Here is a 14,177-nt window from a genome sequence, read left to right as displayed (position 1 = left end):
TTTGAAACTGAATAAATAGCTTTAAAAACTATTTCATTAATATGAATTATTGGAAACATAATTTTAACTTACAAAAGTGTATATGTTAATCCTGTTTTGTTATGTAATGACAACAAATAACACTCTATAATTTGAGTACAAACCTACACTATAAAAAAGCCTTATTTCTTATTATTTTCATAATTAAAAATGAAGTTTTATAAATTATATTTTTTGTAAGTTTCTAAAAATTATTTCTAACAGAAAAGCGATGCTTATGACAAGTAAACATCCAAAAATATTGAGCCATAAATAAGGCATCCAATTAAAAGAATAACCTATAATAACAATGACTTGTGTTATCAATGCGGCAACAAAAACAGCGTTGCTTTTGATGTATTTAATGAAAAATGCCAATAAGAAAATACCTAGAACGTTCCCGTAAAAAATGGATCCGATGATATTGACCAACTGAATGAGATTATCAAATAAATTTGCAGTGCTAGCAATAGCAATGGCGAAAATTCCCCAAACAAGCGTCATTAATTTTGAAGTTTTTACATAATGCTTTTCTGATTTTCCAGAAACATTTCTTTTATATAAATCGATTGTGGTCGTTGAGGCTAAAGCATTGAGTTCAGACGCGGTTGAAGACATGGCTGCAGAAAGTATAACTGCGATGAGTAAACCGATTAATCCGCGAGGAAGATTGTTAAGTATATAATGTATAAACACATAATCTTTATCATTTGTTTCTACATCTGCATCAACTTGACTGATTAATGCTGTTCCAGATTCTCTGATATCAACTTCTTTTTGGTTCAAGTCTTGAAGCTGATTTCGTTGATTCACATTGAGTTCATCTTGCGTTTTTAAATAGCTCGTCAGAGTTTGTTTCTCTTGCTCAACTTCCTTTAATTGATTTTGTAAGTCAATATATTCTTCTTTTTGAGGAGAAGACATCACGGCTTCTTCAGCAGCTGGATTAAAATTAAGAGGCGCTGAATTAAATTGATAGAAAACGAAAACCATGACGCCAACCATCAGTATAAAGAATTGCATCGGTATTTTAAGCATGCCGTTGAATAGCATTCCCATTTGACTCTCTTTCATGTTTTTAGCAGAAAGATAGCGTTGTACTTGACTTTGATCGGTTCCAAAGTAGGAGAGAGCCAAAAAAGTTCCACCGATGAGTCCGCTCCAAAGTGTGTATCGATTATCAAAATCAAAGGATAAATCTATAGCTTGCAGTTTACCGTTTGCTCCAGCAATTTTTAAGGCATTTCCAAAAGAAACATCTTCAGGTAAATTGTAAATTATTAAGAAAAAAGTTGTGATTAAACCTGCAAAAATAACAGCCATCTGTTGTGTCTGCGTGACACTTACAGCTTTTGTACCGCCGGAAACTGTATAGATAATAACTAATGCGCCAATGATAATATTCAGGTAAAACAAATTCCAGCCTAAAACTGCTGAAAGAATAATAGAAGGCGCAAAAATTGTAATCCCAGCAGCCAGTCCGCGCTGAATCAAAAAAAGTAAAGCCGTTAAGGTTCTTGTTTTTAAATCAAATCGGCTTTCTAAATATTCATAAGCTGTGTAAACATTAAGTTTATGATAAATAGGGATAAACACCAAACAAATAATGACAACTGCGATTGGTAAACCAAAGTAAAACTGGACGAAGCCAATGCCATCATGAAAAGCTTGCCCTGGTGTTGATAAAAAAGTGATTGCGCTGGCTTGGGTGGCCATGACTGATAAACCGACTGTCCACCATCTGGAGGTATTTCCGCCTTTGATGTAATCTTGGACGTTATTTTGTTTTCTAGTCTTATAGACACCATAAATAACTATAAAACTAAGTGTAAAAATTAAAACTAAGCCATCGATTAACTCCATTTTCTATAGGTTAAATGAGTTGGAAAAAATCCACAACAAAATGATGTAAATCGTATTTAAAATAAGGACGAGGCTAAATGATTTTCGCCAGACAAATTTATCTTTTTTCATAGGGCTATTAAATTTACAAGGAGTTTATATGCACCTTCTACATTGGCAGGTAATTGTCTAAAAAAACTAATTCCTGTATAAGTCACGTGTCCTTTTTTATATTTTCCGGTAAGCAAACTTCCTTTTTTTGGAGATTCATCAACATCATTCATACTGAAAATAGGCGTTAAATTTTTATCCCATTGATCAGCAAAATAAAGTCCGCGTTCTTGAACCCAATTTTCAAAATCTTTATGTGAAATTTTGTTAGGCTGATTTAAGACAGAATGTTTTGGTTCTAAAATCCTCATTTCTGCATTTTCATCAACAACACGATCACGAGAAATTTGAAAGTTTAGAGGTTCAAATTTGTCAACTTTCAGGTTACGATTTGTGTTGTATTGAATGATAAGGTGTCCACCTTTAGCGATAAAATCTTGTAATATTTTTTGCTTAAAATCAATTGATTTTGAGATGTTGTATAATCGTAAACCTGTGATAACAACGTCATAATTCTGAAGTAAACTTGCATTGATATCTTCCAAATTAAAGGCGTCAATATCAATCCCGATAGAGGATAAGTTATCAGCAATAAGAGAGCCTGCACCTTTAATGTAAGCTACTTTTTTGTCAGTTGTGTTAATGTTGAATTTATTCAACTCAACTTGACTTTTTCTGATAATTGTTTGTTCAGGAATATGAGGGTAATCGATTGTTTTTACAACAGAATTATTAATTTTATTACCTGTTTTCATTTCGATCTCTAAAGAAGAGGACGTGGCGTTTTGATTTGGTTTAATTCTAAATTTAAAAGATTTTGATTCGCCTTCATTAAGGGTGTTAATTTTAATTTTTTGTTGATTTATTGTCCATCCAATTGGAGATTTTATTTCGATCTGAGATGCTTCTTCAATATTTCTAAAAGCTTTTACTGTCACTTGAATTTCCTTTTCTTCAGTATCATTAAAATTTAAAGTTTTTGGATACATTTCAATAGAAACCTCGGGGAGTATTTTAAAATTTTTATAGACTTCACCTAAAGTGGGAGATTTATATTTATAGATTAAATCTTCTTCATAGCTGATTTTTTCACCTATGATATCAAATATAAATTCAGCTTTTAATTGTTTTGGTGTTTCAGGTAAACCGATGAAACTTTGCTGTTTAACATAGTAAGTTCCATTTTTAGGTTTCTGATTCAACCAATAAGGAGAAGAGTAATTCAAAGTATCTTCTATTTTAATGCTTAAATTGCTTTTTAAAACCTGATTTTCTTTGAGTGGCTCAATTAGAGTTGCTCTCTGGTCTTGTATGCCAACTGAATCTAAAGTAATTTGAATCGGACTTCTGTTAATCGCCTCCAGATCGATCTTTATTTCTTCTCCAAGAGTTGCATAATTTTTTTCTGCTTTAGCCTCAATGAATAAACCTAAACAGCTTTTAATCAAATTTTTGATTTCATTACTTTTATGATTGCGCCAATAGAGATCATCAATCTCCTTAATTTTTTTAAAAGCTTGAATCAATTCAGGAACAATGAGCCAAGGCTTTTGATGGTCGAATTTTTCTTCAAGCGGATATAAAATCTGACCGATTTCTTCACCGTCTTTTAATCGAGACCACTTTGTATTGATGCCTCCAAATAAAGAATCTGTTTGCATTTCTTGTCCTTCTATAAACTCAACATAAGTCATATTATCGCCACGAGAGCCGATCTGTCCAAAGCCTTGTGATTGATGTTGACTGCGACTTAAAGAAGCAATTTCGTTATTGGAAAGTCCGAGAAGTGGATAATAAACACCTGTATTAATTTTGATATACTTTGATTTATCAACTTTTTTAAAAGCTTCAGGGCTTCCATAAAAATACCAAGATGTATTGAAAAATAAACGTTTGGGTTTCCATGGTTTCACCTCTGAAAGTTGTTCAGGGTAGATGTTTTCATCTGCAGCCAAGTCAAAAGCCTCATGGCTTAATATTGCAGAAGATGTGTGATGTCCGTGTGTATTTCCTGAAGTACGATGATCAAATCGGTTAACGATAACATCTGGTCTAAATTTTCTAATTGTATAAATGACATCAGCTAGTATTTTTTCTTTGTCCCAGATCTGTAAAGTTTCATCAGGCGTTTTTGAATAACCAAAATCAACAGCTCGACTGAAAAATTGTTCACCGCCATCAATATTTCTTGCAGCTAGAAGCTCTTGTGTTCGTATTAAGCCGAGTTCTTCTCCGAGTTCGTTACCTATTAAATTCTGTCCACCATCGCCTCTTGTTAAAGAAAGATAAGCTGTACGTGCATTAACCTGATTTGAGAAATAACTGATGAAAGCAGTGTTTTCATCATCAGGATGTGCAGCGATATATAGAACATTTCCTAAGAAATTCAGAGATTTTAGCTGCTGAAAAGCTTCACCAGAAGTGGGTTTGCTTGGTTGTTGAGCAAAAGTGAATTGAAAAATTAAAATACTAAAAATCAGACTTGCTGAATATTTCATAAAAACTTAATTTCTAAATGATTAAATAACATCTTTTTCTAAGAGTGAAACAGGCTTTTGTAAAAATAAATTATTTGGATAAGTAATCAATTCATTTTCTTCTGTTCTTAAATGTAGTTGAAAAGCTTTAATGTCCTCAATTACAGCTTCTATTGGGAAGTCTTTATCGTGAATCTTGATTTTGTCGCCAATTTTATAAGGAAAATAAATAAACATAATCACGCCAGAAGTGATATTGCTAAGTACAGACCAAATCGCAAAAAAAGCGACACCGATTACAGCAAAAGTTGATGAAAAAATAAGCGCAACATCCGTGTAATCAATTCCCCATATCAACATAGCAACAAATAGGGTGATGATGAGAAGCAAAACATTGACATAGCGAATAATTTGTCTTGACCTTGCTTCATTTTTTTGAGCTTTACGTGCGATTTTAAGCGTAGAAGTTTTAATAATTAAGCGAAGAAGTAGCATAATTATGGCGACAGCTAAAGTAATTAGACTGGGTTTTATAAAAGTTGAAATAGGTTCAGACATTAATTTTGATTGAAATCCAAATGTAAATTTATAAAAATAAGATTGATAAATACGAAGGCTGAAATTTAAATCTAATCCGTTGATTTAAGGAGTTTTTCAAACGCCTCATAGATTTTAAGAGTTGGTAACCCCATAACATTATAAAAAGATCCTTCAATTTTAGTCACGCCAATTTGCCCAATCCATTCCTGAACGCCATAAGCGCCAGCTTTATCGTAAGGTTTGAAGTTGTTGACATAATATTCAATTTCAGATTTACTTAAATCTTTAAAAAAGACTTTGGTGACACCGTAAGTAGAAATCAATTGATCACTAGTTTTTAGGCAAACAGATGAAATGACTTCATGCGACTTTCCTGAAAGACTTTGAAGCATTTCCTTAGCCTCCGTTGAGTTTTTAGGTTTCCCTAAAGCTTTATTGTTATGCCAAACAACTGTGTCACCAGTAATGATGATCTCATTTTGATTTACCTCAAAAGTCTTAGCTTTAAGTTCTGCCAAGAAGATAGCAATTTCTTCTCTTTTTAAATGATCAGGATAAATCTCATCAACAGGCATGATTTTAACTGAAAAATCTAATCCTAACTCTTTTAAAATAGATTGACGACGTGGCGAAGCTGAACCAAGGATGATCTTAAATTGATTCATTTTTTGAATGACAGTAGACATGATTTATTTTTTGAAACAAAATTATATAAAAAAGCAGCATTTATAGAAAAAATGCTGCTTTGATCGTCAAATTAGTTTGATTGTTGAAAGTTAATCTTTTTTGATAAACTTAAAAGTTTTTGTGTTTTGATATGTTGAAACTTTAGCCATGTAAACGCCTGATTTTAAACTTTCAATATTGATTCTTTCCTTTTTTGAATCTAAATCTTTAGAAACAGCTTCTTGACCTAAAATGTTATAAATCACTATATTTTTTAAGGAAGAATTATTCTGAAGATGTAAATTATTTTGATTGACGAAATGAACAAAATCACCTTTATCAATTTGATTTGTTTTTAAGGTGTTTTCTGAAGTCACAATATTATCAGCATAACCTTTACCATTGCCTGTTTTTAAAAACCCATAACCCGTAAATTCTGATAAATTTAAAGATCCAGTATAAAGTAAATCGCCGTTGAGATAGTAAAGCGTTTCTTGGTTAATAAAATCGAATGCCATTTTAAGATTGTGAAACATGTCGTTTTCAATTTGCATATCAACAGCAGTTGAGAAGTCTGACATTTCAACAATTAATAAACGTTCGTCTGAAATAGCCATTGCTGCTCCAGGTAAAGCTTCGGTACCCATTTCTCCATAAATGTAGAAATCAATTTCGCCGCCATTACTAGATGAATCAAAATATAAATCAGCAGAAATTTCATAAGAGTCTGGATTTGAAGGGGCCAAATTGCTTATGTTTTTAATCGCTCCAGCAATACTGCCTCCAGGTATAATTCCAGTTTGATCAACATCGAGTTTAAGCGCATAATCACCCTCAGATGCTTGTTCATCAGTAATTGTAAATGCAGGTGATATGAAGCTTAAAACGTCCCAATCATTTTGGCCGTTAATTTCTCCAAGATTGTAGCCTTCATCTGCTTCAAAAGAAGTGTCTTGAGCATTGATAGTTACAGCAAAAAATAAAGCTGATAATAAAAGTAATTTTTTTCTCATTTTTTGAATTTTACACTAAACTATTAAATGTTTTGTTATAAAGTGCTTGTAGAATACGTTTTTTTGAAAAATAATTTAAAGTTTTTCTTAAATGAAGATAGGTTGCTTTAGTGGTCTAAAGTCAGATGTATGTTCTTCTTTTCATTTGTCAGAGTTTACTTTTATCAATGGATTTTAGTCTATTGAATTAAAACCAATAAAAAAGTAAAATACTCAGTAAGCCAAAACCTGCGTGAATCTTTAAAGCAAAGCTAATACGGGAATAATCTTTTTTAAATTTTGATTTACTGATTAAATAAGCGATGATAACTGAAGGAATGATCACAAATAAATAAGCAGAAAAAAGTAAATAGGCATTCTGTAAAAAGTAGAAAGTGTAAAAAAGTATGCTCACAATTGAACTGATCATCATAATGATAAATGATAAGTTTTTACTGCGTTCTTTCCCAATCATAATAGGTAGAGTCTCAAGACCAATGGCGTAATCACCCTTTATATCTTCCATGTCTTTAATGATTTCTCTAACTAAATTAATCAAAAAAGAACTCAAGACAAAGAAATAGAGAATACGTGTTGGATGGCTTTCAAAATTAAGTAAATCAATTTCAAAACTCGGGTAAATTAGAATTGCAAGACTAATCAATAAGCTTGTTGCTAAATTTCCTAATAATAATCTTTTTTTTAAATGAGAATTGTAGAAATGAAGTGTAACGCTTGCAAAAAAATAAGAGAATAAAGCAAACCAATTTGAATAAAGTACGGAGATAAAACTTCCTAAAACAAAACCAGTAATTAAAAGGCCAAAATAGAGTTTGTCAAAGTTAGAACTGTTTAAAAGCGAGATGTGCTTTTTAGTTTTTTGATTGATTGCATCTGTCCTTATATCATGTTTGTCATTAATCAAATAGCCTGCAGCGCTAACCATTAATAATGATAAATTGATTAAGAGGAAAGTTACAAAAGAGATATTTTGCTCAACTTTGAGAGCAGAAAAAAAAGACCAATAAATCAAGCACGTTGTCAAAAACAACATGAAAAGATTTATAGGTCTAATGGCGAAAAATAATTTCACTTATTTGATTAAACGTGCCATTTATTTTGAGCTTTCATCACTTGTTCGATTAAATCACGAACGCAAGCTTGGCCACCATTTTTATGTGACACATAAATTGAAGCCGCCTTAACTTCATTTACAGCATCTTGCGGACAAGTTGGTAAAGCGACTTTCTTCATCGGGTAAATGTCAGGAATGTCATCTCCCATATAAGCGACGTTTTCAGGTTTAATGTCATAAACGTCCAAAAACTCTTCTAAACATTCTACTTTATCATTGATACCTAAATGAATGTTTGTAATGCCTAAATCTTTGAGTCTGGTGCGTGTTCCTTCGTTAGTTCCACCTGAGATAATCAGAACTTCATAACCTTCATGAATCGCTTTTTTAAGTGCAAAACCATCTTTTACATTCATAGTTCTTAAAAGGTCACCTTCTAATGTTACATTGAGTTGACCATTTGTGAGAACACCATCAACATCAAACACAAAAGTTGTGATGTCATTGAGGACTTGTTTATAATTTTTTTCCATAATCGTTTTTAATGTGTTGACTGATTATTTTATAAATTTCTTTTTTTGAATCTTTTTTGAGTAGCTTAAGGTGCTGATTTATTGTTTCTTGATCTTGTCTTCTCGCTGGGCCTGTTTGCGCTTCTTCAGCATTTATATCTTTTATTTTTTCAAATGTTTCTTGAATGAGTGGCATCAGAATAGCTTCGTCAATATGATTTTCAATACATAAATCTTGACCTAATTTAAACATATAATTGCTAAAATTATTGACAAAAACTGCAGCCAAATGCATTTGTAATCTTTTTTTAGAATTGATTTTATAAACTGATTCTGAAATCGATGAGGCTAAACTTTCTAATATTCTTAAATCTTCTGCTCGCGTAGCTTCAATACAAAATGGAATTTTTGAATAATCCATTGTCTTGTATTTAGAGAAACTCTGTAAAGGATAAAAAACACCAGACCTTTTTCTGATTTTCTGAAGTGTTTTTGCTCCAGAAGTGTGAACGATTAAGCAATCTTTGTCAGCTAATTTTTTAAAATAGGATTCTATTAAGTCATCTTTTAAACAACAAATAATCAAATTAGCATCAACTAATTCATTTAAATTTGTTGTTGTTTCCGTCGCATTGCTAAAGTCAGATAAACTTTCATCACGGTGATTATACACCTGCACAACTTCCCAATTTTCGATAGAAGATATCGCGTGATATAAGTGATAAGCAACATTGCCAGTTCCGAGTATAATCAGCTTTCTCATAGGGGCAAATTTACGAATCTCTTTGATTTATCTCTTCAAAATATAAAGAACTTCTTGTTTCTTAATCTTGTCATAAATCGGATATTGATATCTTGTTTATTGTGATGAATATCATTTGTTTTTAAATATATTTGCTGCCACAAAATTATAGCTATGCTTCAAAAAAAAATTGCCAATATACTTTTCTCGACGAGATTAATGGCTGTTCTTTTTATCGTTTACGCTGTCGCAATGGCAGTAGGGACTTTCGTAGAAAACTCATTTGCAACAATTACCGCTCGAGAATGGATTTATGATGCTTGGTGGTTCGAGGTTATCATGGTTTTCTTTGTCATCAACTTCTTAGGAAACATCAGTCGATATAAATTATGGCGTAAAGAACGCTTGACAACTTTAGTTTTACACTTATCATTTATTTTGATTCTTGTTGGTGCTTTTATTACAAGATACATCGGTGAGGAAGGAATTATGCCAATAAGAGAAGGCGAGGTGACTGATGTGATGCTTTCTGAAAAAACATTCATTTCTTCATATATCGATGGCGAAATTGATGGCGAGCCAAGACGTAGAGTTGAGGATCATCAAATTGATCTAGGTCCAAAAATTAGTGTTGGCAAAACAATTAATACAGATTTTGATGGTGACCCAATTAAGTTTGAAGTTATCGGATTTATACAAAATGCTGAAGAAGGAATTCGTGAAGCTAAAAATGGCGACACTTACCTAAAGCTAGTTGAATCTGGCGAAGGTGACAGACACGACCATTATTTGAAATCTGGAGAGATTGCTAATATTCACAACGTTCTTTTTGCTTTCAATAAGCAAACCGATGGCGCTATAAATATTATTGGAACTAATGAATCTGGCTTTACAATAGACTCTCCTTTTGATGGCGATTGGATGCGTATGGCAGACCAAGTGAAAGGTCAACTTGTTAAAGATTCTGTTCAAGAACTCAAAATGCGCTCGCTTTATAATGTAGGGAAAATGCAGTTTGTTATTCCAGAATACACGATTACAGGTGTTGAAGATCTTGTGAAGATAGAAAACCCGATGGGTGAAAAGCCTGATGGTGTTAAAGTAAAAATCACTGCTGCTGATGAAACTGACACAATCAATTTAATTGGTGGCCAAGGAATGGTTCAGAATTTCAAGAAAACAAATGTCGGCGGTTACGATGTTCATTTGCGTTATGGTAGCCGTGAAATTCAACTTCCATTTTCACTCAAACTCGTTGATTTTATTGCAGAGAAACAACCAGGAACGGCAGATCGCTCAACGCCAAGTTATGCGGCATTTATTTCAGATGTTGAGGTTATTGATGGGAGCGATTCGTATCCGTATAGTATTTATATGAACCACGTTTTAGATCACGGTGGTTATCGTTTTTTCCAAGCTTCATTTGACCCAGATGAATTGGGGACAGTTCTTTCTGTTAACCATGACTGGTGGGGGACTTGGGTGACTTATATTGGATATTTCTTGTTATACTTAGGATTAATGTTGATTATGTTTGATAAAAATTCTCGTTTCGGAACGCTAAGAAAATCAATTGATAAAGTCAAAAAGAAAAAAGCGAGTTTGACAGCAATTCTGCTGATCTTTTTCAGTTTATCTTCTTTTGCACAAACTGATAACGGTAATGTTGTTGAAGAACAAAAAAGGCCAGAAACAGCTGTCGATTCTGTAGCTACAAATGATACTCATGATGATCATCAGCATGATAACTCAAGTACTTCAATGCCGCCAATGAACGACATTGATGAGGTTATTTCAAAAATTAAAGAATCAGCTGTTCCTAAAGATCATGCAAAGAATTTTGGAAAACTCGTGATTCAAGATTTTGGTGGACGTATGAAGCCAATCAATACTTACTCATCACAATTGCTTCGTAAATTAGGGAAGCAAGATTCTTATGAAGGTTTAAACGGAGATCAAATTATGATTTCTATGTTAGAAAACCCTATACTTTGGTACACAGCGCCAATCATCAGTCTTAAAGCTGATAACGATAGCATTCACCATATATTAGGTGTTGAAGATAAAGCTAAATATACTTCCTTAATTAACTTTTTTAACCCTGACGGAAGTTATAAACTTGGTCCTTATTTAGAAGCAGCTTATCGCGCTAAAGTGCCAAATCAATTTCAAAAGGATTTTAAAAATGCTGATGAACGCGTCAATTTGCTTTATAATACTTTGCAAGGCAAAATGCTTAAAGTTTTCCCTGTTCCAGAGCATCATAACAATAAATGGGTTTCTTATTCTGAATTAGATGAGGATACTTATTTTGTCGGAAATGATACTTTATATACAAAAAGTGTGTTGTCGTTATACTTACAATCTCTTCAGGAAGCAAAGCAAACTGATGATTACACTAAACCTGAAAGTATATTGACAAGCATCAATAACTTCCAACATAAATACGGAAAAGATGTTTTACCAACTGATAAGAAGGTAGAAGTCGAAATTTTATATAATGAAATAGACATATTTAATAGGTTGTTTAAATACTACTTATACGTTGGTGTTTTTATGATTGTTCTCGTTTTGGTTGAAATTTTTAAACCTTCAAAACCTTTGCGAATTGCTATTAACGCCAGTAAAGTTATTGTTCTGATACTATTTTTAGCACACACCGCAGGTTTAATTGCGAGATGGTATATTTCTGGACACGCGCCTTGGAGTGATGCTTATGAAAGTATGATTTATGTAGGTTGGGCAACAATGTTTTTTGGTTTAGCATTCGGCCGTAAAAGTGACTTAACCTTAGCTGCAACAACATTTGTTGGTTCAATTATTTTGATGATTGCACATTGGAACTGGATGGACCCTAGCATTGGCAACCTTGAGCCTGTTCTAGATTCATATTGGTTAATGATTCACGTTGCTGTTATTGTGGGTAGTTATGGACCATTTGCGCTTAGTACGATCATTGGATTATTATCATTGATTTTAATGATATTTATGACGAAAAGCAATCAGAAATTATTAAAGCTGAACATTAGAGAATTGTCGCTTATTAACGAAGTTTCATTAATTGTTGGTCTTGTGATGTTAACAATTGGTAACTTCTTAGGAGGTCAATGGGCAAATGAGAGCTGGGGTCGCTATTGGGGTTGGGATCCAAAAGAAACTTGGGCATTGATTAGTATTTTTGTTTATGCCTTTGTGATTCATATGCGATTAGTGCCAGGACTTAAAGGTGTGTTTGCTTTTAATTGGGCAACTGTTATTGCTTTTGCTTCTATTTTAATGACTTATTTCGGCGTTAATTTCTACTTAGCAGGATTACATTCTTACGCGAGTGGTGATCAAATAATAAGCTATAAATTTATTTTAATCAGTTTAGGAGTCTGGTTAGTTCTCGGCTTCTTTGCTTACAGAAAATATAAGAAATTTTACAAATAAGCTCAACGTTTTTATTAACGTAATTTTAACGGCTCTTCATTAAACGATGAAGAGCCGTTGTTGTCTTAATGCCAAACTAAAACTAAAACAAGTGATTTTAAAATTGAAGACCAGCGTAGTATTTTTCTTTCTATGCACATTGAGCATCTTCGCTCAAAAAAGTGAGTTAAGTGGTAAAGTTGTTGATGCAGATCAAAATTTTCCACTTGAGTACGCAACAATTTCTGTGATAGATGCAGAAACTAAAGAAACCGTAAATGGAGGAGTAACTAACATTCAAGGAGAATTTAATTTTAAAGTTCCGAAAGGTCTTTATAACTTAAAGGTTGAATACATTTCTTTTGAAACAAAGATGTTTGAAAACATTGATTTGACATCTAACAAAAACATGGGCACTATTAAGTTAGGTTTTGAAGCAGCAGATCTAGATGAAGTAGTTGTCACTGCTGAAACAACAACCGTTGATGTAAGGTTAGATAAAAAAATATATAACATAGGTAAAGATTTAACCACTTCAGGTGCTTCAATTACTGATGCTTTAGAAAATGTCCCTTCCGTAACTGTTGATGTTGAAGGTGAAATTAGTTTAAGAGGTAATGAAAATGTTAGGATTCTTATCAACGGTAAACCTTCTGCTATAGCCGGTTTTGGTTCAACAGACGTTTTACAGCAATTACCAGCCGATGCAATTGATCGTGTTGAAGTGATCACGAGTCCATCAGCAAGATATGATGCTGAGGGAACAGCTGGTATTTTAAATATCATTTTAAAGCGTGATAAAACTTTAGGTTTTAACGGCTCTGTAAAAGCTAGTGTAGGTACACCACTTAATCAAGGACTATCGGTCAATGCAAATGCAAGAACAGATAAATTTAATATTTTCACGAACTTAGGTTACACCAAAAGAAAGCCTGATGGAAATGCTTATTTCGAAAACGAATTTCTTTCTAGCACATCAGCATTTGATAAAGTTATCGAAGAAAGAGATTACAGACGTAACCGTAAAAGTTTTAATGCTAATATAGGTTCAACTTATTTTATCAATGACACAACCCAAGTGACATTGAGCTACTTTACGCGTTTTGGCGATGATGAAGATAGAACCTTTAATGAAACGACAAGATTTATCTCAAGTTCATTAGATAGTAGAACTTTAAGAACTGAAGAAGAATTTGAAGATGAAAATAGTCATCAAATTGCTTTAAATTTTGAAAAGAAATATAGCAGAGATGGACATAAATTAACCGCTGATGTTCAGTTTTCAATTGATAATGAAGAGACGGATAATTTCATTCAAGAAAATCAGTATTTCCCAAATTCTGAAAACATCGCTGATGAAAAACTAATAGAAAACTCTGACGAAAAAGATTTTTTAGTTCAAGCGGATTATGTTTTACCAATGGGAGAAGCACAGTTTGAAGCTGGATTTAGAGGAAGCTATAAAAACGATAAAACAGATTATGTTTTATTTCAAAAGGATATGAATAATGATTACGCCATTGATGAATCTGTTTCAAATATTTTTGATTATGATCGAAATATTACCGCAGTATATTCTCAATATGGTAATAAATTTGGTGATTTCTCTTTTTTGTTAGGTCTAAGGTTTGAGCATACACAATTGAAAGGAGAAACGACACCTTATGGTGATATCAGTGATATTGAAGATTTAGTAGGTGAAGATGTCGAGCTAAATTTTGACAAGAAGTTTAAAGGCTTTTCCCAACAGTTAACTTTACTTATGAGTTATCTGAAGACCAAAATGTAACT

General features: G+C 32.7%; 10 protein-coding genes. 2 read left to right on the top strand and 8 right to left on the bottom strand.

All coding sequences use genetic code 11. The features are described from left to right. Positions 1-204: 204 nt before the first annotated feature. The 8 genes from CAP47_RS02560 to CAP47_RS02525 form a co-directional block, all read right to left on the bottom strand. On the bottom strand, positions 205-1,881 hold the full coding sequence (locus CAP47_RS02560) for a sodium:solute symporter (protein WP_100775253.1): 1,677 nt from the start codon (positions 1,879-1,881) through the stop codon (positions 205-207). Positions 1,882-1,988: 107 nt separating this feature from the next. Beyond that, positions 1,989-4,469: a PIG-L family deacetylase gene (locus tag CAP47_RS02555; protein ID WP_100775252.1), complete on the bottom strand. Its 2,481-nt coding sequence runs from the start codon at positions 4,467-4,469 to the stop codon at positions 1,989-1,991. Positions 4,470-4,490: 21 nt separating this feature from the next. After that, a complete protein-coding gene (locus tag CAP47_RS02550; RefSeq protein WP_100775251.1) occupies positions 4,491-5,006 on the bottom strand; it encodes a mechanosensitive ion channel domain-containing protein in 516 nt (171 codons plus the stop codon). 71 nt (positions 5,007-5,077) lie between these two features. Continuing rightward, a complete protein-coding gene (locus tag CAP47_RS02545; RefSeq protein WP_100775250.1) occupies positions 5,078-5,674 on the bottom strand; it encodes a Maf family nucleotide pyrophosphatase in 597 nt (198 codons plus the stop codon). Between the two features lie 90 nt (positions 5,675-5,764). Further along, positions 5,765-6,667, bottom strand: coding sequence for a T9SS type A sorting domain-containing protein (locus CAP47_RS02540; RefSeq protein ID WP_100775249.1), 903 nt, complete (start codon positions 6,665-6,667; stop codon positions 5,765-5,767). Between the two features lie 187 nt (positions 6,668-6,854). Then, positions 6,855-7,700 carry a UbiA family prenyltransferase gene (locus CAP47_RS02535; RefSeq protein WP_100775248.1) on the bottom strand — a complete coding sequence of 282 codons (846 nt, stop codon included), beginning with the start codon at positions 7,698-7,700 and terminating at the stop codon, positions 6,855-6,857. A gap of 47 nt (positions 7,701-7,747) precedes the next feature. After that, complete coding sequence (locus tag CAP47_RS02530) at positions 7,748-8,254, bottom strand: KdsC family phosphatase (protein WP_100775247.1); 507 nt, start codon at positions 8,252-8,254, stop codon at positions 7,748-7,750. After that, positions 8,238-8,996, bottom strand: coding sequence for a Rossmann-like and DUF2520 domain-containing protein (locus CAP47_RS02525; protein WP_100775246.1), 759 nt, complete (start codon positions 8,994-8,996; stop codon positions 8,238-8,240). The genes CAP47_RS02530 and CAP47_RS02525 overlap by 17 nt, the downstream gene beginning before the upstream one ends. Positions 8,997-9,149: 153 nt before the next feature. Here CAP47_RS02525 and ccsA point away from each other — a divergent pair, with 153 nt between their 5' ends. Both ccsA and CAP47_RS02515 read left to right on the top strand, forming a co-directional pair. Further along, positions 9,150-12,407 (top strand): cytochrome c biogenesis protein CcsA, encoded by a 3,258-nt coding sequence (gene ccsA, locus CAP47_RS02520; protein WP_100775245.1) that lies wholly within the window; start codon positions 9,150-9,152, stop codon positions 12,405-12,407. Positions 12,408-12,510: 103 nt separating this feature from the next. After that, a complete protein-coding gene (locus tag CAP47_RS02515; protein ID WP_317042674.1) occupies positions 12,511-14,175 on the top strand; it encodes an outer membrane beta-barrel protein in 1,665 nt (554 codons plus the stop codon). Positions 14,176-14,177: the final 2 nt, after the last annotated feature.

The organism is Psychroflexus sp. S27 (assembly GCF_002810405.1).
Lineage (GTDB): Bacteria > Bacteroidota > Bacteroidia > Flavobacteriales > Flavobacteriaceae > Psychroflexus > Psychroflexus halocasei_A.
The sequence above is the reverse complement of the archived record's forward strand: the minus strand, read 5'-3'. Positions and strand labels throughout refer to the sequence as shown.